The sequence below is a fragment of the Pseudomonas sp. MWU12-2345 genome (genome assembly GCF_023242385.1).
GTDB lineage: Bacteria > Pseudomonadota > Gammaproteobacteria > Pseudomonadales > Pseudomonadaceae > Aquipseudomonas > Aquipseudomonas gingeri_D.
This window is the reverse complement of the sequence record NZ_JALLJA010000007.1, coordinates 32666-57261: the sequence shown is the minus strand read 5'-3', so window position 1 is coordinate 57261 and position 24596 is coordinate 32666. Positions and strand designations below refer to the sequence as shown.

Annotated in this window: 20 protein-coding genes; 9 read left to right on the top strand and 11 right to left on the bottom strand. The window is 63.3% G+C overall.

All coding sequences use genetic code 11. The annotated features are described in order from the left end of the window. The first annotated feature begins 14 nt into the window (after positions 1–14). Entirely contained in the window at positions 15–851 is an 837-nt protein-coding gene (locus M5C71_RS15595) for an alpha/beta hydrolase (protein ID WP_248747680.1), read from the top strand. On the opposite strand, the gene M5C71_RS15590 is transcribed toward M5C71_RS15595, so the two are convergent. Next, the gene (locus M5C71_RS15590) at positions 852–2210 is read right to left on the bottom strand and encodes a HAMP domain-containing sensor histidine kinase (protein WP_248768179.1); all 1359 of its coding nucleotides are present in this window, start codon (positions 2208–2210) and stop codon (positions 852–854) included. Further along, a complete protein-coding gene (locus M5C71_RS15585) occupies positions 2188–2877 on the bottom strand; it encodes a response regulator transcription factor (RefSeq protein ID WP_103495106.1) in 690 nt (229 codons plus the stop codon). Before M5C71_RS15585 ends, M5C71_RS15590 begins: the two co-directional genes overlap by 23 nt. Positions 2878–3049: 172 nt before the next feature. Here M5C71_RS15585 and M5C71_RS15580 point away from each other — a divergent pair, with 172 nt between their 5' ends. The 5 genes from M5C71_RS15580 (at position 3050) to M5C71_RS15560 (ending at position 10139) form a co-directional block, all read left to right on the top strand. Next, a complete protein-coding gene (locus M5C71_RS15580) occupies positions 3050–3772 on the top strand; it encodes a response regulator transcription factor (RefSeq protein WP_248768178.1) in 723 nt (240 codons plus the stop codon). A 226-nt stretch (positions 3773–3998) separates the two neighbouring features. Beyond that, complete coding sequence (locus M5C71_RS15575; protein WP_248768177.1) at positions 3999–5441, top strand: efflux transporter outer membrane subunit; 1443 nt, start codon at positions 3999–4001, stop codon at positions 5439–5441. Next, the gene (locus tag M5C71_RS15570) at positions 5438–6643 is read left to right on the top strand and encodes an efflux RND transporter periplasmic adaptor subunit (RefSeq protein ID WP_103495103.1); all 1206 of its coding nucleotides are present in this window, start codon (positions 5438–5440) and stop codon (positions 6641–6643) included. The genes M5C71_RS15575 and M5C71_RS15570 overlap by 4 nt, the downstream gene beginning before the upstream one ends. Further along, positions 6640–9759 (top strand): efflux RND transporter permease subunit, encoded by a 3120-nt coding sequence (locus M5C71_RS15565; RefSeq protein WP_152741391.1) that lies wholly within the window; start codon positions 6640–6642, stop codon positions 9757–9759. The genes M5C71_RS15570 and M5C71_RS15565 overlap by 4 nt, the downstream gene beginning before the upstream one ends. 170 nt (positions 9760–9929) lie before the next feature. Then, positions 9930–10139, top strand: a complete 210-nt coding sequence (locus M5C71_RS15560) for a hypothetical protein (protein ID WP_103495101.1) — start codon at positions 9930–9932, stop codon at positions 10137–10139. A 171-nt stretch (positions 10140–10310) separates the two neighbouring features. On the opposite strand, the gene M5C71_RS15555 is transcribed toward M5C71_RS15560, so the two are convergent. The 3 genes from M5C71_RS15555 to M5C71_RS15545 all read right to left on the bottom strand — a co-directional run bounded on the left by M5C71_RS15555 (position 10311) and on the right by M5C71_RS15545 (position 14991). Then, positions 10311–11459 carry a PatB family C-S lyase gene (locus tag M5C71_RS15555; RefSeq protein ID WP_248768176.1) on the bottom strand — a complete coding sequence of 383 codons (1149 nt, stop codon included), beginning with the start codon at positions 11457–11459 and terminating at the stop codon, positions 10311–10313. 92 nt (positions 11460–11551) lie between these two features. Continuing rightward, positions 11552–13132, bottom strand: a complete 1581-nt coding sequence (locus M5C71_RS15550; protein ID WP_103495099.1) for a sensor domain-containing diguanylate cyclase — start codon at positions 13130–13132, stop codon at positions 11552–11554. Positions 13133–13365: 233 nt separating this feature from the next. Continuing rightward, positions 13366–14991, bottom strand: coding sequence for an NADP-dependent glyceraldehyde-3-phosphate dehydrogenase (locus M5C71_RS15545; RefSeq protein ID WP_152741388.1), 1626 nt, complete (start codon positions 14989–14991; stop codon positions 13366–13368). A gap of 177 nt (positions 14992–15168) precedes the next feature. Between M5C71_RS15545 and M5C71_RS15540 the strand changes: the two genes are divergently transcribed. After that, a complete protein-coding gene (locus M5C71_RS15540) occupies positions 15169–15798 on the top strand; it encodes a LysE family translocator (RefSeq protein ID WP_100939226.1) in 630 nt (209 codons plus the stop codon). Positions 15799–15861: 63 nt separating this feature from the next. Here M5C71_RS15540 and mrdA read toward each other — a convergent pair whose 3' ends face one another. The 5 genes from mrdA to M5C71_RS15515 all read right to left on the bottom strand — a co-directional run bounded on the left by mrdA (position 15862) and on the right by M5C71_RS15515 (position 21403). Next, positions 15862–17754: a penicillin-binding protein 2 gene (mrdA, locus tag M5C71_RS15535; RefSeq protein ID WP_248768175.1), complete on the bottom strand. Its 1893-nt coding sequence runs from the start codon at positions 17752–17754 to the stop codon at positions 15862–15864. A 365-nt stretch (positions 17755–18119) separates the two neighbouring features. Beyond that, positions 18120–18599 (bottom strand): hypothetical protein, encoded by a 480-nt coding sequence (locus tag M5C71_RS15530; RefSeq protein WP_248768174.1) that lies wholly within the window; start codon positions 18597–18599, stop codon positions 18120–18122. 221 nt (positions 18600–18820) lie between these two features. After that, on the bottom strand, positions 18821–19534 hold the full coding sequence (locus tag M5C71_RS15525; protein WP_103495094.1) for an ABC transporter ATP-binding protein: 714 nt from the start codon (positions 19532–19534) through the stop codon (positions 18821–18823). Further along, complete coding sequence (locus tag M5C71_RS15520) at positions 19531–20376, bottom strand: ABC transporter permease (protein ID WP_103495093.1); 846 nt, start codon at positions 20374–20376, stop codon at positions 19531–19533. The genes M5C71_RS15525 and M5C71_RS15520 overlap by 4 nt, the downstream gene beginning before the upstream one ends. Before the next feature lie 34 nt (positions 20377–20410). Next, positions 20411–21403: an aliphatic sulfonate ABC transporter substrate-binding protein gene (locus M5C71_RS15515; RefSeq protein WP_103495092.1), complete on the bottom strand. Its 993-nt coding sequence runs from the start codon at positions 21401–21403 to the stop codon at positions 20411–20413. Between the two features lie 375 nt (positions 21404–21778). Between M5C71_RS15515 and M5C71_RS15510 the strand changes: the two genes are divergently transcribed. Both M5C71_RS15510 and M5C71_RS15505 read left to right on the top strand, forming a co-directional pair. Further along, the gene (locus tag M5C71_RS15510) at positions 21779–22903 is read left to right on the top strand and encodes an MFS transporter (RefSeq protein ID WP_103495091.1); all 1125 of its coding nucleotides are present in this window, start codon (positions 21779–21781) and stop codon (positions 22901–22903) included. Between the two features lie 107 nt (positions 22904–23010). Next, entirely contained in the window at positions 23011–23394 is a 384-nt protein-coding gene (locus tag M5C71_RS15505; protein WP_103495090.1) for a nuclear transport factor 2 family protein, read from the top strand. A 49-nt stretch (positions 23395–23443) separates the two neighbouring features. Here M5C71_RS15505 and M5C71_RS15500 read toward each other — a convergent pair whose 3' ends face one another. Further along, positions 23444–24409 carry an aliphatic sulfonate ABC transporter substrate-binding protein gene (locus M5C71_RS15500; protein ID WP_248768173.1) on the bottom strand — a complete coding sequence of 322 codons (966 nt, stop codon included), beginning with the start codon at positions 24407–24409 and terminating at the stop codon, positions 23444–23446. Between the last annotated feature and the right edge of the window lie 187 nt (positions 24410–24596).

The following is a 24596-nucleotide window of genomic DNA, read 5'->3' as shown; positions in this document are numbered from 1 at the left end:
GGACTGTCACACCCATGACCGAGTTTCGATCCTTTAGTCATCTGCCCGTGGTGCGGGGTGAACGGCTGGAAGTCCGTCCCGGGCGACGCCTCAGCGTGGCCCATCGTCCGGGAACGGAGAAAGCCGCGACCGTGGTGTTTTTCTGCCATGGCGCGGGGGGCAACAAGGATCAGTGGCGTGAGCAATGGCAAGCTCTCGGCGAGCAGGGCTACAGCCTAGTGGCCTGGGATCTGCTGGGTCATGGCGAGAGCGACAAGCCGCGGCGGGCGGCGGCCTATGCCTGGAAGGAATTGGTGGCGGATGTCGTGGAGCTGCTGCGGCGCTTCGGAGGTGAGCGCAACCTGATCGTGGCCCACTCCTTTGGCACCGGGTTGACCCTCAGCGCGTTGTTGCAGGTGAATTCGGTCAGTGGCGCCTTGCTGCTCGGCACGCAACTGCATCGGCCCTTGAGTCGCGGCGGCTTGCTGGCGTTGCCGGCCTGGATACTGGAGCTGATCCGGCCGGTGTTGGCCAAGGGATTTCGCGAGCGGGCCTGGCATCCGTCCGTCGACCCGCGCTTGCTGGCGCATGAGGAGAAGTTGACCGAGCGTAATCGGCTGTATGTGTTCAAGGGGCTGGTGCAGGGTGTGCAGTGGCCCGAGGCCGAGCGGGTGGCGCAACTGAGGTTGCCGATCCAGGTCCTGGCCGGCGACAGCGACGGCCTGACCCCGGCCAGCGGTGGTGAGGCGCTGGCGCGGCAGTTGCCGGATGCACAGTTCCAGGTGCTGGAGGCGTGTGGGCACCAGTTGATGTTGGAGAAGCCGCAGCAGGTGCTGGCCGCGTTCGAGCAATTGCTGCAACGCCTCCCGTAATCAGGCGCTGACCATCAACTCGATTCGGCAACCCGGCTGGGCATCCCGCACCTCAAGGCGCATATCATGCAGCCGCGCCACCGCCGCCACCATGCTCAACCCCAGCCCGTTGCCCGCCGTATGCCGACTGGATTCGGAACGGTACAGCCGCCGGAACACCGCCTCGCGCTCGGCTTCGGGAATTCCCGGGCCATTGTCCATCACGCACAGGCCGCGTCTGTCCGGAGCGTCCATCACCGTCACCTGTACCTGGCTGTGGTCAGGCGAAAACTTGATGGCGTTGTCCAGCAGGTTGCAGGTTGCATCGAACAGCAACTGCGCATCGCCGAAAATCAGGCAGGGCGCGGGCGCGCAATTCAAGGTCAGTTCAATACCACGCTCTTCGGCCAAGGGCTCGAAAAACTCGACGGCATCGGCGGCGATACGGTTCAGGTCGATCTCGGCAAAGCTGCTGCGCCGGGCGCTGGCTTCGATCTCGGAAATCCGCAACAGCGCTCGGAAGGTCGACAGCAAACCCTGGGCATCCTCGATGGCGTTGTCGATGGCCGCCTGGTATTCCTCCTCGCGCAGGTGCCGGCGCTGGGCTCGCTCCAGGCCCGCGAGCAAGCGGGTGAGGGGCGTGCGCAAGTCGTGGGCGATATCGTCGCAGACCCCCTTGACCTCGCTCATCAGGCGCTCCAGCTCGTCAAGCATCTGATTCACTACAGTGGCGATACGGTCGATATCGTCACGGTTGCCACGGGTCGGCAGGCGCTCGTTGAGGTGGCCCTTGACGATGCGTTCGATGGAACGGGTCAGCACATCCAGCCGTCGGCGCGCCGCGTAGCCCAGCCCGACCGCCCCGAGCAGGCCCACCACCAGCAGCAGCGAGCCGCCGGAGACCATCGCGTTGACCAGCAACTCGTCGAACTCGCTGAGGTCATGGATATCCTGGGCCACCATCAGGGTCTGGCCATTGTCCAGGCGATGCATGACGAAGCGGATCGGCCGGCTCTTTTTTTGCGGCTGCTTCCAGTTGAATTCGGCGGGTTTGTCGTAGCCCTTGAAGGCCGGCATTTCAATGACCGGTCCGGCAATCAGCTGGCCTTGGGCATCATAGAGGCCGTGGGGCAGGCGACCGTCGATATCCTGTTCGGAGTGCTTGCGGATTTCCGCCAGGCGCAGGTCTTCGGGCTGCGCGCTACGGTTGTCGATCTGCCGATAAAGGGCGGTATCGACCTCGGCCATCAGGTAGCCGGCGGTTTGCCAATAGATATAACCGAACAGCGCGAGGAACGAGCAACTGAACAGCGCCAGGGACATCAGCGCCGTGCGGAAACTGATGGTGCGGGGGATTTCACGCAGGTGAGCGTAGAACATAGCCTGCCCCGCGAATGGTATGGATCATCGGTTCCTCGCCGTCGCCATCGACCTTGCGGCGCAAACGGCCCATATGCACTTCAATGACATTGGTGCGTTCGTCATAGGCGTAGTTCCACACGGCCTCGAACAGCATGGTCCGTGTCACCACCTGTTCGGCGTGTTGCACCAGGTATTCGAGCAGGGCGTATTCCCGGGGCAACAGCTCGACCATCCGTTCGCCGCGCTTGACACTGCGCTTGAGCAGATCCAGCTCCAGGTTGCCGACCCGCAGGCGGTTGACCCGTTCCTCGCTGGGAGCGACCCGGCGGCGGCTCAAGGCATCGAGGCGGGCGGTCAGCTCGATGAACTCGAAGGGCTTGGTCAGGTAGTCGTCACCGCCGGCCCGCAGGCCACGCACCCGTTCGTCGAGCGCGCTGAGGGCGCTGAGGATCAGCACCGGCGTGGCGATACCCGAAGCGCGCAAGGCGGTGAGCATGCCCAGGCCATCGAGGGCACCGGGGAGCATACGGTCGAGAACGATAACGTCGTAGCTGTCGCTGATGGCGCGCACCAGGCCTTCCCGACCGTTATCGACGTGGGTGACATCGAAGCCGTGGTCTTGCAGGGCGGCTTCGATCTCCCGGGCAGTGGCGGGGTCGTCCTCGACGACCAGAACATGGGTCATGGGCACTTCGCAGAATGAGAGAGGGTGGTAGTCTTGCATGGACCCCGGAGGAGTCTGGCTGGCCAGTGAATCGTGGTTGGCTGGTCGACCGGCATAGTGTGCCAAACCGGGTTTATCTGAAAGGTCGCGTCAATATGAAAAAAAGTTTAGCTGAACCAGCGCGGAGCCGGTCTTGAGAATCCTGGTCATCGAGGATGACGCCAAGGCAGCCAGCTACCTGGTGCGTGGTCTCAATGAAAGCGGGCACGTCACCGATACCGTCGACGATGGCCGCAGTGGCCTGGACATGGCCCTGGAAGGGATCTACGACGCCTTGATCGTCGACCGCAAACTGCCGGGGCTGGACGGTCTCGCACTGGTCCAGGAACTGCGGCGCCAGGGCTTGCGCACGCCGGTGCTGATGCTCAGCGCCCTGGATTCCACCGCCCAGCGGGTCGAAGGCTTGCGCGCCGGGTGTGATGATTACCTGGCCAAGCCCTATGCCTTTGTCGAGGTGCTTGCCCGGCTCGAAGCCTTGCAGCGTGGCCGTGATCCGGTGGTGGGATTGTCGCGGACCTTGCGGGTCGGTAGCCTGCAACTGGATTGTGCCGCCCGCACCGCGACCCGTGAAGGGCAGGTCATTGTCCTGCAGCAGCGCGAGTCGCTGATCCTGGAAAAGCTGATGCGCCACTGCGATGAAGTGGTGACCCGCAGCATGCTGCTGGAGAGTGCCTGGGACTATGACTTCGACCCTATCGACAACGTGATCGACAAACACATCTATCGGTTGCGCCGCAAACTGGATGCCGGCTTCAGCCATTCGCTGATCCAGACCGTGCCGGGGGTCGGGTACCGGTTGCTACAGGACGACGAAGACCCCCTTGATGCGCCACTGCGGTCAACGCCGCCTCTGTAGGAGCGAGCTTGCTCGCGATGGTCGTCCAGGCTCCGCTGGGTATCAGATGCCCCGCGTTATCGTTGACGTCCATCGCCAGCAAGCTGGCTCCTACAAGGAACCGCGTTCACATGATATTTACCTAAACTAAAATTTAGCTTTGGAGGAACGGGACGCGGGCCTGCGCCTGATAGCTTCGGAATCTGATCGATGGCTCTGCCACACAGGTTCTGGAGATATCCCGTAGATGCGTCTCACGCCGAGATTCGAGGTTTTTCATCCACCTCAGGCCCCAAGCCGACTGTTCCGCGCCCTGGCCCTGGCCGGCCTGGCGCTGTTGGGTGGTTGCTCGCTGGTGCCGGGCTACCAGCAGCCGGCCCTGCCCCTGGCCCCGCAATGGTCGGCCAAGGACCCGTCCGCCGCTTCAGCCGATGCGGCAGGCGGCCCCTGGTGGCGTGAGTTCCACTGTGCCGAACTCGATGGCCTGATTGCCCGTGGCCTGAACGACAACTACAGCCTCAAGGCCGCCGTGAGCCGGGTCGATCAGGCCCGGGCCATTGCCCAGGTGGCCGGCGCCGGGCAATACCCCAACCTGTCCCTGGGCGGCAACTACCAGCGCCAGAACAACTACGGCAGCACGAAAAAATCCAGCGTCTTCGCCGAAGCCACCTATGAGGTGGACTTCTGGGGCAAGCAACGGGCCACCGCCGATTCCTCCCAGGCCCTGGCCAATGCCAGCCAGTTCGATGCCCAGACCCTGCGCATGACCCTCGGTGCGAGCATCGCCGACACTTACTTCCAGGTCCTCTCGCTGCAGGACCGCGTGCGCCTGGCCCAGTCCATCGCCGCCGATGCCAGCCAAGTCCTCGATCTGGTGCAGGTGCAGGCCAGCCAGGGCGCGGTGTCGAGCCTGGAAGTCGAACAGCAGCGCAATGCCCAGCAAACCTTCCAGGCCGCCGTGCCGCTGTTGCAACAGCAGCTCGACGCGGCCAAGTATCAACTGGCGACACTGGTGGGCGTGCCGCCTGAAGGCTTCGAGGTCCAGCAAACCGGGCTCGACGCCCTCCAGGTGCCACAACCCAAGGTCGGCCTGCCCGTCGGCCTGGTGCGCCAACGCCCGGATATCCAGGCCGCAGAAGCGCGCCTGGTTTCAGCCAACTACGACGTCGGCGTGGCCCGGGCAGCGTTCCTGCCCAACCTTTCCCTGGACCTGCTCGGTGGTATCGACACCCTGGCCGGCGGGCATATCTGGAGCATCGTCGGCAACCTGACCCAGCCGGTGTTCAGCGGCGGCCAACTGACCGGACAACTGCACGCCGACCAGGCCCATGTGCAGGAACTGACCGCCAGCTATCGCGCCTCGATCATCGAAGCCCTGCGTGATGTGGAAACCCAGCTCAGCGCAGCGCGGCAACTGGACCAGGCCTACAGCCTGAACCAGGCCGCCGTCGGCTCCGCCCGCGAAGCCGCGCGCCTGGCCCAGGTTCGTTACCGCCTCGGCTCCACCGATTTCCAGACGCTGCTGGTGGTCGAGCGCACCCAGTACCAGGCCGAAGACAGCCTGCTCCAGGTGCGCCTCCAGCATCTGCAGGCCGCCGTCGGCCTGTTTCGCGCCATCGGCGGCGATTTCAGCGCGCCGACCCTGGCCGCTGCCACTCCTTCTTCTCCCTTTCAGGTCGTTCAGCCATGAAGCACTCACCCCAGGCGCCATCCCAACCTCGTCGTCTGCGCCTCGGCCTGCTGGTCGTGGCCATGCTCGGCGCTTCGCTGTTGATCAAGACCCAATGGATCGACCGCGTCCAGGCGGCACCGACAGCTCCTGTTGATAGCGCCATCCCGGTGGTGATGCAGGCGGCGGGGCAAAAGGACCTGCCGATCTGGATCGACGCCATCGGCAACGTCCAGCCCCTCAACACCGTCAATGTGCGGGTGCGGGTCGACGGCGAGCTGCAGAAAGTCCTGTTTACTGAAGGCCAGATGGTCAACGCCGGCAGTCAGTTGGCGCAGATCGATCCACGGGTCTACCAGGCGCAGGTGGCCCAGGCCCAGGCGCTGGTCAGCAAGGACCAGGCGCAGTTGGCCAACCTCAAGGTCAACCTCGACCGGGCCAGCAAGCTGGCAGCGGCCAAGGCCGGCCCGACCCAGGATGTCGACACCTACCGGGCCCAGTTGGCGGCCCAGCAGGCCACGGTCCAGGCCGACCAGGCGGCCCTGGAGAATGCCCGCCTGCAACTGGCTTTCACCCGGATCGACGCGCCGTTCACCGGTCGGACCGGGCAACGCCTGCTGGACGTCGGTTCGATTGTCCACGGCACCGATGCCACGGGCCTGGTGACCCTGACGCAGATGGACCCGATCTCGGTGGCCTTCGCGGTGTCCCAGGACGACCTGGCGCGGATCCTCAAGGAAAACGCCGTGGCCCCCTTGCAGGTGCTCGCCATGAGCCGCGACGGCCATCAGCAACTGGCGAGCGGCTCCCTGAGCTTTATCGACAGCCAGGTGATCGCCGCCAGCGGGCAGATCCAGCTCAAGGCGCAATTTCATAATGCCGGCCAGCAACTCTGGCCCGGCCAACTGGTGGGCGCGCGTCTGCTGGTGAATACCCAGAAGGCCGTCACCGTGGTGCCGGCCAATGCGGTGCAGCAAGGGCAGAAGGGCGACTTCGTCTATGTGGTCAATGCCGACCAGCGGGTCGAGCCACGGCAAGTGACGGCGGCGACGGTGGTCGACGGCCAGCAGTGGATCAAGGACGGCCTGGCGCCGGGTGAAGTGGTGGTGGTCCAGGGCCAGTCGCGGATCGCCCCCGGGCTCAAGGTCAAGCCGGTCAGTCTGGACACGGGCCCAGCGGCACCTGAGGTGGCGTTGAGCGGCAGCGCCGGAGGCAAGCCATGAACCTGCTCGCCGGTCTGATCCAGCGCCGCACGGGCCTGTGCCTGCTGGCCCTGGGGGTGATGCTACTGGGCACTTTTGCCTATTTTCAACTGCCGGTGGCGCCGTTGCCGACGGTGGACTTTCCCACCATCCAGGTCACCGCCAAGCTCTCCGGGGCCAGCGCCGAAACCATGGCGACCTCGGTGGCGACGCCGCTGGAACGGGCCTTCGCCGCCGTGCCCCAGGTCACCTCGATGACCTCCTCGAGTTCCTCGGGCAAGACCCAGATCGTCCTGCAGTTCGACCTGTCGCGTAATATCGACGGCGCGGCCCAGGACGTGCAGACGGCGATCAACACCGCCAGCGCGACCTTGCCGAAAACCATGACCAGCACGCCGACCTTCAACAAGGTCAACCCGGCGGAGTTCACCGTGCTGTCCCTGGCCCTGACCTCGCCGACGCGGACCTTGCCGGAGCTGGATCGCTACGCCGACAACTACCTGGCCCAGCGCCTGTCGCAGATGCCCGGCGTCGGCCTGGTGGATTTCCATGGCGAGCAGAAGCCGGCGGTGCGCATCCAGATCGACCCGGATGCCCTGGCGGCCCGTGGCCTGACCCTGGAGGAAGTACGCAGCATCGTCGGCCTCAGCACCCTCGATCAACCCAAGGGCAACCTCAACGGCCAGTATCGCTCGGTGACCCTCGATGCCACCGACCAACTGCTCGACCCCAAGGGTTATCGCGAACTGGTGGTGGCCTACAAGGCCGGGGTTCCGATCAAGCTCGGCGACCTGGGCCGGGTCATCGATGGTGCCGAGGACACCCAGCAGGCCGCCGGTATCGACGGCCAGCCGACGGTGATCGTCGACATCCACAAGCAGCCGGGCTTCAACGTGCTGTCGACCATCGCCAATATCAAGGCCAGCCTGCCGGCCCTGACCGCGTCCTTGCCCCGGGATGTGCAGGTCCAGGTGGTCGGCGACCGCACCCAGACCATCAATGCCTCGGTCAACGACGTGCAGTTCACCTTGCTGCTGTCCATCGCCCTGGTGGTCGTGGTGATCTTCGTGTTCCTGCGCAAGGCCACGGCGACCCTGATCCCGACCCTGACCATCCCGCTGTCGCTGGTGGCGACCTTTGCCGTGATGTACCTGCTGGGCTACAGCCTGGACAACCTGTCGATCATGGGCCTGGCGATTGCCGTCGGCTTCGTGGTGGACGACGCCATCGTGGTCATGGAAAACATCGTCCGCCACCTGGAAATGGGCAAGTCGCGGATCCAGGCGGCGGTGGACGGTTTGCGCGAGGTGGGTTTCACCATTGTCTCGATGACCGTGTCGCTGATCGCGGTGTTCCTGCCGATCCTGTTGATGGGCGGCATCGTCGGGCGGCTGATGCGTGAGTTCGCGGTGACGGTCAGCGTGGCGATCCTGATGTCCGGCGTGGTCTCTTTGACCGTGACACCGATGCTCTGCGCCTGGCTGCTCAAGCCGGAACACGAGTCGCGCCCGAGCCGTTTCGGCGATGCCTGCGAGGCGGTCTACAACCGGATTCACGAGGGCTACCGACGCAGCCTGGAGTGGGTGCTCGATCACCAGCGCCTGACCCTGGCCGTGGCGGTCGCCACCTTCGTCGCCACGGCCATGCTCTACCTGTATATCCCCAAGGGCTTTTTCCCGCAGCAGGACACCGGCCTGATCCAGGGCGTCGCCGAAGCCGCCTCGGATATCTCGCCGGAGGCCATGCGCCAGCGCGTTGCGCTGCTGGCCGATATCGTCAGCGCCGACCCGGCGGTGGCCAAGGCCTATTACTGGATCGGCCCCAACCCGACGGTCAGCCAGGGCCGGGTGATGGTCAACCTCAAGCCGTTCGACCAGCGCACGGCCAGCGCCCAGCAGGTGATCGCGCGCTTGCAGCCGGCCCTCGACAAGGTCCAGGGCATCAAACTGTTCCTGCAAGCCAACCAGGATATCCAGATCGGCGGCCGGGCCAGCAAGACCCAGTACCAGTACACCTTGCAGGACCCGGACAGCCAGGAGCTGGACCATTGGAGCGGGTTGCTGCTGGACCGTCTCAAACAGTTGCCGCAACTACGCAATGTCACCTCCGACCAACAGCGCGCCGCCCCCCAGGCGACCCTGGTGATCGACCGGCCCTCGGCGGCGCGGTTGGGGGTCAATGTGCAGGCGATCGACGACGTGCTCTATGACGCCTTCGGCCAACGGCAGATCGCGACCATGTTCACCCAGCTGGACCAGAACCACGTCATTCTCGAACTCGATCCGCGCTGGCAGATGTCCATCGACACCCTCAAGCACCTGTATGTGCGTTCGACCACCGGGGGCATGGTGCCGCTGGATATGCTGGCGAGTATCCGCAACGAGCTGGCGCCGATCATCATCAACCACCAGGGTGTGTTCCCGGCCATTACCCTGTCGTTCGACCTGGCCCCGGGGCAGGCCTTGAGCGATGCGGTCAACGCCATCGAGAAGGCTTCGCTGGCGGTGGGCCTGCCGGACACGGTGTCGGGGAGTTTCCAGGGCACCGCCCAGGCCTTCAAGGACTCGCTCAAGTCGCAACCCTGGCTGATCCTGGCGGCGATCCTGACGGTCTATATCGTTCTCGGGGTGCTCTATGAAAACGCCATCCATCCGCTGACGATCATTTCCACCTTGCCCTCGGCCGGCTTCGGCGCCTTGTTGGCGTTGATCATCTGCGGGCAGGACCTGTCGGTGCTGGGCATGATCGGGATCATTCTGCTGATCGGCATCGTCAAGAAGAACGCGATCATGATCGTCGACTTCACCCTGGAGGCCGAACGCGGCGGGATGGCGCCGCGGGAGGCGGTGCACGAGGCGTGTCTGCTGCGGCTGCGACCTATCCTGATGACGTCGCTGGCGGCGTTGCTCGGTGCCGTGCCCCTGGCCTTTGGGCATGGCGCGGGTTCGGAATTGCGTCAGCCCCTGGGGATCGCCATTGTCGGCGGGTTGGCGGTGTCGCAACTGCTGACGCTCTACACCACGCCGGTGGTCTACCTGTGGTTCGACCGGTTGCGCGGGCAAAAAAAAGCCCGCAACGAAGGCGAGCTGAATCAAGTTGAAACGAGGAGTGAATCCATCCTAGAGGGGCAGAAGTGAAATCGGCGTGAAAGGCCCGGCCAGGAAAATGAAAGTTTCGTGACCGGGTGGTCATTCGTCGGAACCTTGCCCCAGGGGCTGCGTGTCGCTGCCGGTCGACTACGCTCAATATTTTTGAAGCCGCCGGGGATTTGCCGGTGGGGATCAATTATGTTGATGAGGAGATGGCTATGAAGGATGCGTACATTTACGACAACGGGGATGAGTTTCCGATCAACAATCGGCTGCGTTGCGGCCAGACGGCCTATGTGGCGGAGTTTGGTGGGGAGGTGCCGGTCGAGGCGGCTGAGGTCAAGTCCGTGAGGCCCGCGCCCACGCTGCTGGTCAAGCCACCGTATTTCCCCAAGGCGGCCAAACCGCGTTTGAAAAAGCACGCCTGACCCCGTTCAGCCAGGTCTGAACACGGTCCCTGTAGGAGCGGCTTGCTGGCGATGGCGGTATTCCAGGCGACGGCGATGTCGACCATCGGATCGCATCGCCAGCAAGCCGTCTCCTACAGGTTGTGTGGTGTCTTCAAGAGCCCATTTGCGTAGTTGGCCGGCATCGCGCTTTCAGCGCCGACGCAAACTCTGCTCCATCCGGCTGATGCCTTCCTCCAGCAAGGCCCTCGGGCAACCGAAGTTCAAGCGCACGAACTGCTGCGCGTCGTCGCCAAACTCGATCCCCGCGCTCAACCCCACCTTGGCCTCTTCGAGGAAAAACCGGTACGGGTCCGCAAGCCCCAACGCGCTGCAATCGAGCCAGGCCAGGTAAGTCCCTTGAGCCGGGTGCAGGACCACACCCGGCAACCGGGTTTCCACCGCGTGTTGCAGGTAGTCGCGGTTGGCCTGCAGGTATTGCACCAGGCCAGCGAGCCACGGCCCGCACTCGGTGTAGGCCGTGCAGGTGGCTTCCAGCCCCAGGGCATTGACGCTGTCCACCATCCCCCCGCGTGCCGCGTTGAAGCGCTCGCGTACCGCCGGATCCTGGACAATGGCGTAAGCAGTCTTCAGCCCGGCGATGTTATAGGCCTTGCTCGCCGACATCAGGGTGATGGTGCGCCTGGCGATCTCCGGGCTCAGGGAGGCGATCGGTACATGACGACGGCCATCGAAGCAGAGGTCGGCATGGATCTCGTCGCTGATAATCAGCGCGCCCTGTTCCAGGCAGATATCTGCCACCTGTTGCAGTTCTTCCCGGGGGAAGACCTTGCCCAGCGGGTTGTGCGGATTGCTCAACAGCAGCGCGCCGCCACCTTGCAAGGCGTTACGCAGGGCACCGAAGGGCGTGACATAGTCACCCTGGGCATCGCGCTCGAACTCCAGTTCGACTTTCGGCAGGTTCCAGTGACCCGGCGCCAGGCGCAGCGGGCGGTAGTTGGGCGTCTGCACCACGACGTTCTGGCCCGGTTGCACAAACGCGCGTAGCGCCATGTTGAAACCCGGTTCGACCCCCGGGAGGAAAATCAGCTCCTGGGGCTCCACGTGCCAGGCGTACTTGGCCCGGAGGTCGGCGACGATGGCCTGGCGCAGGGCGTCCCGGGCCACGCTGTAACCCAGTTGCGGGTGTTCCAGGCGCTTGTGCAGGGCTGCGGTGATCGCGTCCGCCACCGGCAGGTCCATATCGGCCACCCACATGGGCAGGACGTCGGCCGGATAGCGGCTCCACTTGGTGCTGCCAGTGTCGCGGCGGTCGATCAGCGTGTCGAAGTTGAAGGTCATGCTGGTGGTCAAACTCGAAAGAAATCCCCGAAAGCGTCGGGTGTTCGTGGCCTGGGACGGCGGTCCGATGCGTGTCGCCAGGGGGCGTCAGTCTAACTGTTCGGCACATCCGGTGGGATCTCGTCATCGCTGCGCACCACCCGGTTGCGCCCGCTATCCTTGGCCCGATAGAGGGCCTGGTCCGCCGCCTGGAGGACTTGGCTCACGGTCTGCCCGCCCTGGGGCCAGCCGGCCACGCCCAGGGAGATGGTCACCGGGATGCCGTTCGGGCTTTCGGTATAGGCCATCGTCGCCCGCAAACGCTCGGCCACCAGGGCCGCCTGGGCCAGTGGCGTGGAGGGCAGCAGCATAAGGAACTCCTCGCCACCCTGGCGGCAGAGCACGTCGCTTTCCCGGGAGTGGCGGCGGATCTGCTGGGCCAGGTGTTGCAGCACCAGGTCGCCGGCGCTGTGCCCGTAGCTGTCGTTGACCTGCTTGAAGTGGTCGATATCCAGGGCGATCAGCGAGAACGGCTGGCGGCGGCTTTCCCAGTCGTCGAGGATCAATTGCAGGCCACGGCGGTTGGTCAGGCTGGTCAGAGGGTCGGTGACGCTTTCCTGGTTGAGCTTGCCCAACTGCTGGTGCAGTGACATCAACGCTTTCTGCATGGTGTTCTTCAGCTGGGCGGCTTCGTAGTACCAGGCCCGCACCTTGCTCACCGACTGGGCGGCGGTAGATGAACCCCAATACTGCGTGGTATTGGCCAGTTGCCAGAGCGGTTTGCTGATCAGTGTCGAAATCCACCAGATACCCAGCAACGACAGCAGTAACAGCGGCACGGCGTAACCGGCGACTTCCAGCATCAACCGCTGCAGGCCTTCCAGAGTGATGGCGGTAGGCCGCTGGCTGATCACGCCCCAGCCGATCCGCGGCACCGGGGCATAGCCGGTGAGCATGTCGACGCCCTTGGAGTTTTTCAACCTCAGGCTGCCGGTTTCGCCGGCGATCACCGCGTCGATGGCCGGGTTGCCCTTGATCACGTCGCCGACCCGCGCCGGGTCCTGGTGATAGATCAACTGGCCCTGGGGGTCGACCACATAGAGGTAGGAGCCGTCACGGTAGTATTGTTCGCCCAGCAGTGAGTGGAGGATGTTCGGTTCGTTGAGGTAGATACCGGCGCCCAGGTAGCCGAGGTAGTTGCCATCACCGTCGAAGATCGGATGCGAGATCTGGATCATCAGGTGATTGTTGGCCCCGACATAGGGGCTGGAAATATAGGGTTGGCGCGCCAGGCTGGCCTGGCGAAAGCCTTCGCTTGCGGAAAAGGTGCCGGTCAGGTTCATCGAGGTGGGCGAGGAGGCGATGATCTTGCCGTCCGCGCGGATGACGATCACCGAGTTGAAGCTGCCGGTCTGGCGGCGCAGTCGGTGCGCTTCCTGCCACAGTTGGTCCGGCTGGTCCCAGATCGCGGGGAGCAGTTCGCTGCTGAAGGCCAGTTGCTGCTGGGTCGACTTGAGGAAGTTGTTGGTGGTGTTGGCCAGCTTCAGGGCATAGATCCGATTGGCTTCCAGGGTCTGTTCCATCAGGAAGTTGCGCTGGGTCTGGTAGCTGGCGAAGAAAAGATTGCCGGCCGTCAGGGTGACGGCGGAAAGCGACAGCAACAGGATCAATCGGCGGAGGTCGATGCGTGGCATGGATTTCTTATGAAAATAATGGCGGGCTCGGGCAGCCTGAGGAGCAATGATAGATCAGAGCGCTCGGCAGCCCTAGCCCAGGCATGAAAATCCCGCGCCATTGCGCCCCCGTAGGAGCCGGCTTGCTGGCGATAGTAGCGACGCGGTTTCCTGTCAGACCGCGTCGCCTGGATCGCCGGCAAGCCGGCTCCTACAGGGGGGGGCGGTTTCCAGGTCGCGCCGCCCGGGTGGCATCAGAAGATGTAGTCGGTGGTCAGGAAGGTCGACTCGCGGTTATGGATGATATCGCTGATCAGCGCCTTGTTGCTGTCCTGGAACTTGGTGGCCACCAGGGTGCGGATCGAAAACACCCGCAAGGCATCGTGCACCGAGAGCGTACCTTCGGCCGAGTTCTTGCGTCCGTTGAACGGGTAGGTGTCCGGTCCGCGCTGGCACTGGGCATTGATATTGATCCGTCCGACCTGGTTGGCGAAGGTGTCCACCAGCCGGCCGACCTGGGCGGGATCGGTGCCGAAAATGCTCAACTGTTGGCCGAAATCCGACTCCAGTACATAGTCGATCACGGTTTCCAGGTCCCGGTAGGGCACGATGGGCACCACCGGGCCGAACTGTTCTTCCTGGTACACGCGCATTCCGGCATTCACCGGGTAGAGCACCGCCGGATAGAAGAACGAGGCGCGGGTCTGGCCGCCATTGGGGTTGATCACCCTGGCGCCCTTGTCCTGGGCATCGGCCACCAGGGCCTTGAGGTACTCGATCTTGCCGGCTTCCGGCAGGGGCGTCAGCGCCACGCCATTGTCCCAGGGCATGCCCGGCACCAGGCTTTGCACCTTGCGGTTGAATTTCTCGATAAAACCTTCGACCACGTCCTCGTGCACGAACAGGATCTTCAGCGCGGTGCAGCGTTGGCCGTTGAACGACAATGAGCCGGTGACGCATTCGTTGACCGCGTTGTCCAGGTCGACCTCGGGCAGCACGATGGCCGGGTTTTTCGCATCCAGGCCCAGGGCCGCACGCAGGCGGTGGGGCTTGGGATGGAGTTTCTTCAGGTCGCTGGCGGCCTTGTTGGTGCCGATAAAGGCGAAGATATCGATCTTGCCGCTGGCCATCAGCGCACTGACGGTTTCCCGGCCGCTGCCATAGATCACGTTGATCACCCCGGCCGGGAAGCTGTCGCGGAAGGCCTCCAGCAGCGGGCGAATCAGCAGCACGCCGAGCTTGGCCGGCTTGAACACCACGGTGTTGCCCATGATCAGTGCCGGGATCAGGGTGGTGAAGGTTTCGTTCAGTGGGTAGTTGTAGGGGCCCATGCACAGGGCCACGCCCATGGGCACGCGGCGGATCTGACCGAGGGTGTCCTGCTCCAGCTCGAAGCGGCTGGAACGGCGGTCGAGTTCTTTCAGCGCATTGATGGTGTCGACGATGTAGTCGCAGGTGCGGTCGAATTCCTTCTCGGAATCCTTGAGGTTCTTGCCGATCTCCCACATCAGCAGCTTGACCACTGCTTCGCGCTGTACGCGCATGCGCCGCAGAAAGGTTTCGACATGCTGGATGCGCTCGGCCACGCGCATTGTCGGCCATTCGCCCTGGCCGCGGTCATAGGCGTGAACCGCGGCGTCGAGGGCGGTGAGGGCGGTCTCGGCATCCAGCAGCGGCGTGCTGCCGAGGATCACCTGCTCATCACCGTGGGCGGTGGCGAGGTACACCGGGCTACGCACCTGGGCCAGCGGGCCGTCCCACGTGCGCAAGGTGCCGTCGACCAGGTATTCGCGTTGCTCCAGCTGGCCTTCGAATCGGTACTTTTCCGGGATGTCCGCGGCGGCGGGAAACAGTGAGTCGAGCAGCTTCTGGTCGGTCATGGGGCGATCACCCTGTCTGATGGAAAGGACGCTGAAACGCTTCAGTGCTTGAGCCTGTTTTATCACGAAACAGCTTAGTCGCGTCCAGCGCAAACGACGGGCTGGCGTATCGGCGGTTGAAGCGCGGCGGGGCTGGCCGCAGAATGACGCTTATTTTTCATTTTCAAGGCGACCTTCATGACGCTGGCAACGTTGCTCCTGTTCCTGATCAGCTCGGCGGCGATCATCGCCATGCCCGGCCCGACGGTGCTGCTGGCTTTGCACAACGGTTCCAACCACGGTGTGCGGGCGGCGGCCTGGGGCATGGGCGGGGCGGTGTTGGCCGATGCGCTGCTGGTGACGGCGGTGGCCTGTGGCCTGGGGATTTTGCTGCAGGCCAGCGAGACGTTGTTCCAGGCAGTGAAGTGGCTGGGGGCGGCGTATCTGGTCTGGCTGGGCTGGAAGATGTTTCGTTCGACCGGGACCCTGGCCGAACTGCCGGTTGAGCAGGGTTCGAACCGCTCCGTCGGCTTGTTCATGCGCTGTTTCGTGGTGGCGCTGACCAATCCCAAGGCGCTGCTGTTCATGTCGGCGTTCCTGCCGCAATTTATCGACAGCACGCAGCCGCAGTTGCCGCAATATGCGCTGCTGGCGCTGGTGCTGACCTTGCTCAATGTCAGCATCATGTTGTTTTACGCGTTGTGCGGGGCGCGCTTGTTGAGTCGCTTGCAGGGCGGACATCTGCGGGCGTTCAACCGGGTGACGGGTGGTTTGTTGATGACCTTGGGCGGGGTGTTGGCGTTTTATCGGCGGGGGGCTGCGGCCTGATGAGTAGAGGGTGTTCTCAAGGGCCTCTTCGCCGCACCGCCGCGAAGAGGCCGATAGCCTCAACTAAACCTTCGGATCCTCATGCGGCTTGAGCGGCCGCGCATACTCCGGCTTGAGCTTGCCATCCTTGTCCAGCAGCCAGGCATCAAGAATCTCCCGCACCACGGGCCCGGCGACCCGGCCACCGGCCTCGCCGTTCTCGATCATCACCGAAATCACGATCTGCGGGTCTTCCGCCGGGGCAAAACCGACGAACAAGGCGTTGTCGCGATTACGCTCCGAGGTCTTCAAGCGGTCATAACGCTCCCCCTGCTTGATCGCCACCACCTGCGCCGTGCCGCTCTTGCCGGCAATGCGATACTGCGCACCCACCGCTGCCGCCCGGGCGATACCGCGTGGATCGTGCATGACCAACTGCATGGCGTAGTTGACCTGTTCCCACTGCCGGGGGTCATGCAGCACGATATTGGGAATCGGATTCTGGTCCACCGGCGCGACCTGGCCGATGCTCCGGGCCAGGTGCGGACGATTCCACACGCCCTTGTTGGCGATCAGGGTCGTGGCCTGGGCCAGTTGCAGCGGCGTGACCTGCATATAGCCCTGGCCGATGCCGAGGATCACCGTCTCGCCGGGGAACCAGGCCTGGCGCCGGGTCGTGCGTTTCCACTCGCGTGACGGCATCAGCCCCGGCGATTCCTCGAACATGTCCAGGGAGACCTTCTGGCCGACGCCGAACTTGTTCAGGTAATCGTGCAGGCGGTCGATGCCCAGCTTGCTCGCCAGGTCATAGAAGTAGGTGTCGTTGGAACGCATGATCGCCGCGTTCAGGTCGACCCAGCCGTCGCCGCTGTGGTTCCAGTTGCGGTATTTGTGCTCGACATTGGGCAGCTGGAAGTAACCGGGGTCGAACACCCGGGTGGAGGGGGAGATCACCCCGCTGTCCAGGCCGGCGATGGCCACTTCCGGCTTGATGGTCGAGCCCGGCGCGTAGAGCCCGCGCAGGGCGCGGTTGAACAGCGGACGGTCGAGGGAATCGCGCAGGGCCGAATAGTCCTTGGCGCGGATTCCGGTGACGAACAGGTTCGGATCGAAACTCGGCTTGCTGACCATCGCCAGCACTTCGCCGGTCTTCGGATCGATGGCGACTACTGCGCCGCGCCGGTCTCCGAGGGCCTTCTCGGCGGCTTCCTGCAGATTGATATCGAGGCTCAGGACGATGTTCTTGCCGGGAATCGGATCGGTGTGCTTGAGCACCCGCATCACCCGGCCCTGGGCGTTGGTCTCGACTTCCTCGTAGCCGACATGGCCGTGAAGTTCGTTTTCGTAGAACCGCTCGATGCCGGTCTTGCCGATGGACTGGGTGCCCCGGTATTCCACCGGGTCCAGTTGCTTGCTTTCCTTTTCGTTGATCCGCCCGACGTAACCCACCGAATGGGCGAAGTGATCGCCCAACGGGTAATGACGGACAAACTGCGGCTCGACCTCGATGCCCGGCAGCTTGAACTCGTTTACCGCCAGCAGGGCGATCTGCTGTTCGGTCAGTTCATAGAGCAGGGTCACCGGCTCGAACGGATGGCGCGACTGCTTGAGGACCTTGGTGAACATCGACCGGTCTTCTTCCGGCAGATTGAGCACGCTCATCACCGTGTCCAGCACTTGGCCGACATCACCGGCGCGTTCGCGGGTCAGGGTCATGTTGAAGCTGGGCTGGTTGTCGGCAAGCACCTGGCCGTTGCGATCGAGGATGAACCCGCGTTCCGGCGGGATCGGCAGGACGTGGACGCGGTTGTTTTCCGAGACGGTGGAATTATAGGAAAACTCGGTCACCTGGAGGAAATACAGGCGGGCGACCAGGCTGCCGGCCAGCCCCAGGACCAGGATGCCGCAGGCCAGCAAGCGCTTGTTGACCAGGCGCTTTTCGTTCTCGTGATCCTTGATATGAATGGGATCGGTCATGAGGAACCTGTGTTGTGCAAAGAAAATTGAATATGAACGGAGCTGCTAAGAGAGAAAATGTATAGGTGGCTATTTAAATCGGCGCACACGATACCAAGAAGCGCCCGCTTTCGGGGCTTTATTGACGGTTGATCCGCCAAAAGGTTTGGACGACGGGACTGGATCGGTGAAGTCGATCTTCCGTCGATTTACCGTAAAGTGCCAGAGCAAGTGCTGGTTTACCCGGTGGGGGGGGGAGGGTAATTGTAAGTAAGTCGATACAAAAGAGTGAAACGAAAGGGCGGGCACTCCGCTCCGGGAGTAAGTCGAGCCCGCTTTTTTTGGCCGGGGAGCTCTTGATCAATGGTGCTTGCTGATGTGCTCGTTCATACTTGCAGATTATCTCTTGTCATCCTGAAGTGCCCTTTTGGAGCCAGGCGCAACGCTCGATAGACACTTTCAAATCGACCGTCGATCGTCCCTGTTTCCAGATCGAGAGACAGCGTCGTTTCTCCGGCGTCGGCTGCGACCGTCTGGACGCCATAAAAACCTTCCGGCGCAGGAATCGAATAGGTATGGCCCATCGATAGCAACTTATGATCACCCAACTTGAGCGTTATATTCTCGAAGGGGCCTCGTTGGTAGTCGATGATGATTTGGAAGTAGAAGTAGTTTTCTTGCTCGGGTGTTCCCGTCGAGCCGGAAAGCACCCAGTACCTCTGACCCGAACCAGGGGGGAACTCGCCCAAACCGAAGCTCGTTCTTTCTGCGTAAGTCTCGGGCCCGTTATCAATGCGCCAGACGAGTCTGCCGGCGTGCTGGGGGGGATGTCCTTTTTTGGGAAGATAGAGAATGGAAGGTTCCATGGCAATGTCCTCTTAATAGGCAGCATCAGGAATAGGGTCGGTTATCCGACCCTGAGCAAGTTAGTGCCGATAGAGATTGGCCGTCTACTGTCAAATATGACAGGTTTAAAAAGAGCGAAATTTATATCTGCTGGATATTAAGGCCAGGCAACAAGGCAATAACTTGCTGTTTCCCGGCATCAGGGGTTCGATCATTGATAAGCGGCTGTCGGGTCATCGGGCTAGATCACGTGGGCCTGCTGCAACTCGGTCAGGGAGCGAGCCTTGAGTTCCGCCAGCAGTGGCGCCCGACGATCACGGGGGTGAGCCAGATTCACCGACAATTCCTGGCGAATCGAGCCAGGACGGTTGCCCATGACCAATACCCGGTCACTCAGGTACAGCGCTTCGTCGATATCGTGGGTTACCAGCAGCAGGGCGATGGCGTGCCGGTCGGCCAATTGCAGCAACAGATCCTGCAGTTTCATCCGGGTGAAGGCATCCACCGCGCTGAAGGGTTCGTCGAGCAGCAGGATCCGTGGTTTGGAATACAAACCTCGGGCAATCGCCACGCGCTGGGCCATACCGCCGGAGAGCGCCTTGGGCAGCGCCTGGGCGAAACCGCCGAGCCCGACTTCCTCGATCAGTTGCGTCACCCAGGCCCGGTCGTAGTGGTCGTCTTCGCTGAAACCGATGTTTTGTTCCACCGTCAGCCAGGGCATCAACCGTGGTTCCTGGAACACGAAGGCGATCTCCGGGGTGTGCTGTTGCAGTGTGCCTTGAAAGTCTTTCTCCAGTCCGGCGACGATCCGCAGCAAGGTGCTTTTGCCACAACCGCTGGGCCCGAGCAGGCTCACGGTTTCCCGGGCCGCCAGCTCGAGGGTCAGCTGTTCCAGAACCGTGTGCCGGTCGAATGCTTTGTGCTCGACATGGATGTGCAACAAGGTCTCGCTCATGCCCGTCGCTCCTCGTCCTGGCCAGTGAAGGTGTCGCGCCAGGCCAGGAAACGTTTCTCCAGGCTTGCCAGTACGCCGTCGCTGATCTTGCCGAGCACCGCCAGGACAATGATGGCCGCCAGCACGATGTCCGGCCGCGAGGTTTCCCGACCGTCGCTGAGCAGATAGCCGAGGCCCTTGGTCGCGGCGATCAATTCGGCCGCCACCAGAAACATCCAGGCCAGGCTCATTCCGCTGCGCAGTCCGGTGAACAGACCGGGCAGGGCGGCCGGCAGGAGGATCCGGCGGACCAGGCGATAGCGACTGAAACCGAGCATCTGTCCGACTTCCACCAGCTTGCGGTCGATGTCGCGAATGGCCGCCACGCCATTGAGGTACACCGGGAAAAACGCACCGATGGCAATCAGGACGATCTTTGAGGTTTCGTCGATCCCCAGCCACAGCAGCAACAGCGGTACCCAGGCCAGGCTCGGAATCGAGCGCAGGCCGGCGAACGTCGGCTCGAGGTAGGCTTCGGCTTCCCGGCTCAAGCCGACCCAGGCGGCAAACACCAGGGCCAGGCTGGTGCCGATGGCGAAGCCGAGCAATACCCGCAGCAGGCTGGCGCTGATATGTTTCCACAAGGCGCCTTCGGCCAGGTCGCGCAGGGTCAGGACGATTTCGCTGGGCGCCGGCATCTGGTAGGACGGTATCCAGCCGATCCGTACCACCACTTCCAGCACGACAATAATCGCCACCGGCACGGCCAGGCCCTTGAGATTGCGTTTCCAGCGGGGCGCGCGCAGGGGGCCGCGCGCGGATACCGGGAGGAGCGCGGGGAGGGATTTGCTCTTGCTGGTCATGGGCACTCCTGACGCGGACCCTGGGCGACGGGATTTACTGCTGGGCGACAGCGGCATTGTTGAAACGGGTGTCGATCAACTGGTCGATCACTTGATCGACGTTGACGCCACGGCGCACCAGTTCCTCGGACACCAGGATCGGTGCCGCCGCTTTTGACGACACCAGGTCTGGCGGGCCGAGGCGGGCATTGCTCAGGTCGGTACGTGACAGTTGCAACTGGGCGACGTCCAGCGGCAGGCCGGACTCGGTCGCCAGCAGTTGGGCCAGTTCCTGGGGATTGTGCAGCGCCCAGTCACGGGCTTTTTCGTAGGCGGCCAGGACCGTTTCGATGGCCTTCGGGTGTTCCTTGGCGTAGGTCTCGGTGACGCTGATCACGCCGTAGCTGTTGAAGGCGGGATTGCGATACAGCAAGCGGGAGCCGGCCTGGATCTGGCTGGCGGCCATGTGCGGGTCGAGCCCGGCCCAGGCGTCGACATCACCTTTTTCCAGGGCGGTGCGACCGTCCGGGTGTTGCAGGTGGACCAGTTCCACGTCGTCTTTGCTCAGGCCGGCCTGTTGCAGGCTGCGCAAGGTAAAGAGATACGGATCGGTGCCCTTGGTGGCGGCGATCTTCTTGCCCTTGAGGTCGGCGAGGGTCTTGTAGGGCGAGTCCTTGCGCACCAGCAGCGCGGTCCATTCGGCGCGGCTGTAGACATAGACCGATTTGATCGGACTGCCGTTGGCGCGGCTGAGCACCGCCGCCAGGCTGGCCGAGGAGGCAAAGTCGACGCCGCCGCTGTTCAGGTATTCCAGGGAACGGTTGCTGCCCTGGCTGAAGACCCAGGTGACCTTGGTCTGCGGCAGGGCTTTTTCCAGCCAGCCGAAATGCTTGAGCACCAGGCTGACGGGGGAGTAATAGGCATAGTCCAGGTGGACTTCGGCCGGGACGGTTTCGGTGGCCTGGGCCAGGGGTTGCAGGCCCAGCGCCAGCGCCGCTGCGGCGGCCAGCAGACGGGCGGCCTGGGTGATCGGATTGAGGGATTTCATCGGGAGCTCCAGGGAGAGGGACTGCGGTGCTTATTTCGGAATAAGCAGTCATGAGTCCGATGAACTGCTTAAAAGGAATAATGCAGGCTCTGTGCCAGTTACCTGGAATGCGGACTTGCAGGAACCGGCTTGCCGGCGATGGGGCCAGCGAGGCTTGTGGCGTCTGATCGGTCGCTATCGCCGGCAAGCCAGCTCCCACAGTCGAGTGTTCAGACCGTTGGCAGGGGCAGCACGGAGGGGTGTCGCCTTGTGAACACTCTGTTGAAGCGCTGTTGCTCCAGCAACACCGCAAACAGATTGCACAAAAATATTGTCAGCGATTGTTTCAACCCGGCATGCTGGTGGGCTTCTTCCCCCTGCGGAGACCCGTCCCAGATGCCTGCCGTGGCTGCTCACCCGACCGATTCCGCCTCCCGCCGTTCCGCCACCGTCCTGGCCCTGTGCCTGCCCAGCGACGTACTGCTTTACCTGTTGCTGCCGATGAACACCCAGGCCTTTGGCGTGACCCTGGCCCAGGCCGGGGTGTTGCTGGCGGCCAACCGACTGGTGCGGATCTTCGGTTACAGCTATGTGCTGCGTTATTACGCCCGCCACGGCGACCGCTCGACCCTGATGCTGGCGGCCGGGGGCAGTGCGTTCTGTGCCGTGGGCAACTCGCTGATTTCCGGCTTCGGCTGGTTATTGCTGCTGCGCCTGGTCTGGGGCCTGGCCTTTGCCGCGATGAACCTGTCCACCCAGGTGCTGGCGACCCTGGAACCCAGTGGTGCCGCGCGCCGGGCGGGGCGTTCACGGGGCGTGATCGCCATCGGCCCGATGCTCGCGCTGGCCGTGGGTGGCTGGTTGAGCCTGCACTTCGGGCCTCGGCTGATTTTCCTGCTGCTATCCGGCGCATCGTTGATCGGGCTGTGGGTGGCGCGTGGGCTGCCGACGGTGGGGCATGAACTGGCAGCACCTTCCGGGCGGCGCTTCAAGCGGCCGGACAGCGTGGCGATATGGTCCTTTGTCGAGGGCGTGGCGCTGGATGGGCTGTTTATCTTCGGTTTGTCTTTGCAGGCCTCCGCGGTATTGGGTGGCAATGCGGTGATCATTGCCGGGCTATTGATGGCCTTGCGTTATGCCTCGGAAATGTTCCTCAGTCCTGTGGGTGGTCGCCTGGCCGACAGTTATGGCGTGGTGCGCATGTTGCTGCTGTTCTCGATCCTCAGCGGCCTGGCCCTGGCCGCTTTCGGCAGCCACTGGCTGATCCTTGGTGCCGGCGCCGTGCTGATTCTGCGGGCGTTGCAACTGCCGCTGGTGGTGACCCTGGTGGCCGAGCGCAATCCGGGGGGCGGACGGGTCCAGGCCCTGGCGTCGAATGCGGTGTGGCGCGATATCGGTGCCGGTGTCGGACCGTTGCTGGCGGGGGTGCTGTTGCCGGTGGCCTCGGCCAGTTGGGTGTATTCCCTGGCCGGCCTGGCGATAGCCCTGAGTGCACTGGGCTGTGTGGTCTGGCGGCGTTAGCCGATTGGTACCGCACAGATCGGTCGGAATGGACCTTTCCATCGCCGGTCGCCGACCTTAGCCTCGCTGGGGTGATGAATGCCGATTACCCCAGCCAGGAGCTGACCATGCCGAGCCTTGAAACCCTCGAACGCTTTATCGCCCAGGTCGAGGCCAATGCCCACGCCGAAGCGGTCGAAGCCTTCTACACCGCCGATGCTTCCCTGCAAGAGAACCAGGAGCCGCCGCGAGTCGGGCGTGACTTTCATGTCGCCAAGGAGCGGGCGATGATGTCCAGGGTGCGCTCCATGAGCTCGACTTGCGTACGCCCGGCCTTTCTCAATGGCGATCATGTAGCCATTCGCTGGATTTTCCGCTTCGAGTGGGCCGACGGCAGCGTGACCCGCATGGAGGAAATCGCCCACCAGCGTTGGGAGGGCGAGCGTATTGCCGAGGAACAGTTTTTCTATGATCCGCAGCAACGCATTCCTGTCCCCCGATCACTCGATTGAGTGTCGTAATCAGTCTGCTGTCCTGGTGCGAGGTCGTGTGTTCGCCTGATCAGGGTTGCCAGATACCGACGTCCCGGGTGTTGATCTTCTGCGGTAGCAGACCGGCCGCGAGGAACGCATCGGCGATCTGCTGCTGTTCGCTCAACTGGTCGGCCGTGACCGCCTGCACGTCATAGCTGCGATGGCGGTTGGCGGCCTCGACCGTTGGCGCATCCAGGTTGCCCCACAGCGGGCCGAGGATCTCGGCGGCGTCTTTGGGATGGGTCTTGATCCAGGCCCCGGACTTTTGCAGTTCGGCAAACACCTGCTTCAGGACTTGCGGATGGGACTGGGCGTAAGGCGTGCTCGCCAGGTAATAACGTTTGTAGTTTGCCAGGCCCTGGCCGTCGGCCAGGGTGCGGGTCGGCAGTTGCCGTTGGACGCCGCTGAGGAAGGGTTCCCAGGCGACCCAGGCGTCGACCTTGGCGTTCTCGAACGCGGCGCGCCCGTCGGCGGGGGTCAGGTAGGCGGGCGTGATATCGCTGAACTTCAACCCGGCCTTGGTCAGTGCCGCGATCAGCAGGTAGTGGCTGCCGGCGGCCTTGGTCACCGCGATTTTCTTGCCCTTGAGATCGGCCAGGGTCTTGATCGGCGAGTCGCTCTTGACCACGATCGCCTGGGCTTCGGGGGAGGCGGCCTCCTGGGCGAAGTAGGTCAGTCGGGCCTTGGCCGCCTGGGCAAACACCGGCACCGTATCGGCGACGTCGGCACTGATATCGACATTGCCCACGTTCAACGATTCGAGCAGGGGCAGGCCGCTGGGGAACTCGTGCCAGCTGACGTCGATATGCTCCTTGGCCAGGACTTTCTCCAGGGTGCCCTGGCTCTTGAGCAAGGTGATCAGGGTCGAGGATTTCTGGTAGCCGATGCGCAGGGTTTCGTTGGCGTCGACGCTGGAGGCGCCCAGGGACAAGGCAATGGCCAGTGCTGAAAGCAATAAGCGGGAACGGGTAGTGCCGGGAACCAGGGCGACCATGGACACCTCGCAGAGACAGCAGTGAGAAGGGCGGGGCCGGTGGTCCGGTGGGTGGAGCTTATGAGAGGAGAGCGGTTTGGTTAAATAACCTCTTCGCATAACCATAGAGACGACTGGGCGTATTTGCGGGAGTTGTGTTGATCGACTCGGCATCCGGGCGCGGAGCGTTTAGACTGTCTCACCTCTT

Coding starts and splice junctions, on each gene's coding strand:
- M5C71_RS15595 (WP_248747680.1), top strand. CDS start 15: ATGACCGAGTTTCGATCCTTTAGTCATCTGCCCGTGGTGCGGGGTGAA.
- M5C71_RS15590 (WP_248768179.1), bottom strand. CDS start 2,210: ATGTTCTACGCTCACCTGCGTGAAATCCCCCGCACCATCAGTTTCCGC.
- M5C71_RS15585 (WP_103495106.1), bottom strand. CDS start 2,877: ATGACCCATGTTCTGGTCGTCGAGGACGACCCCGCCACTGCCCGGGAG.
- M5C71_RS15575 (WP_248768177.1), top strand. CDS start 3,999: ATGCGTCTCACGCCGAGATTCGAGGTTTTTCATCCACCTCAGGCCCCA.
- M5C71_RS15570 (WP_103495103.1), top strand. CDS start 5,438: ATGAAGCACTCACCCCAGGCGCCATCCCAACCTCGTCGTCTGCGCCTC.
- M5C71_RS15565 (WP_152741391.1), top strand. CDS start 6,640: ATGAACCTGCTCGCCGGTCTGATCCAGCGCCGCACGGGCCTGTGCCTG.
- M5C71_RS15560 (WP_103495101.1), top strand. CDS start 9,930: ATGAAGGATGCGTACATTTACGACAACGGGGATGAGTTTCCGATCAAC.
- M5C71_RS15555 (WP_248768176.1), bottom strand. CDS start 11,459: ATGACCTTCAACTTCGACACGCTGATCGACCGCCGCGACACTGGCAGC.
- M5C71_RS15550 (WP_103495099.1), bottom strand. CDS start 13,132: ATGCCACGCATCGACCTCCGCCGATTGATCCTGTTGCTGTCGCTTTCC.
- M5C71_RS15545 (WP_152741388.1), bottom strand. CDS start 14,991: ATGACCGACCAGAAGCTGCTCGACTCACTGTTTCCCGCCGCCGCGGAC.
- M5C71_RS15540 (WP_100939226.1), top strand. CDS start 15,169: ATGACGCTGGCAACGTTGCTCCTGTTCCTGATCAGCTCGGCGGCGATC.
- mrdA (WP_248768175.1), bottom strand. CDS start 17,754: ATGACCGATCCCATTCATATCAAGGATCACGAGAACGAAAAGCGCCTG.
- M5C71_RS15530 (WP_248768174.1), bottom strand. CDS start 18,599: ATGGAACCTTCCATTCTCTATCTTCCCAAAAAAGGACATCCCCCCCAG.
- M5C71_RS15525 (WP_103495094.1), bottom strand. CDS start 19,534: ATGAGCGAGACCTTGTTGCACATCCATGTCGAGCACAAAGCATTCGAC.
- M5C71_RS15520 (WP_103495093.1), bottom strand. CDS start 20,376: ATGACCAGCAAGAGCAAATCCCTCCCCGCGCTCCTCCCGGTATCCGCG.
- M5C71_RS15515 (WP_103495092.1), bottom strand. CDS start 21,403: ATGAAATCCCTCAATCCGATCACCCAGGCCGCCCGTCTGCTGGCCGCC.
- M5C71_RS15510 (WP_103495091.1), top strand. CDS start 21,779: ATGCCTGCCGTGGCTGCTCACCCGACCGATTCCGCCTCCCGCCGTTCC.
- M5C71_RS15505 (WP_103495090.1), top strand. CDS start 23,011: ATGCCGAGCCTTGAAACCCTCGAACGCTTTATCGCCCAGGTCGAGGCC.
- M5C71_RS15500 (WP_248768173.1), bottom strand. CDS start 24,409: ATGGTCGCCCTGGTTCCCGGCACTACCCGTTCCCGCTTATTGCTTTCA.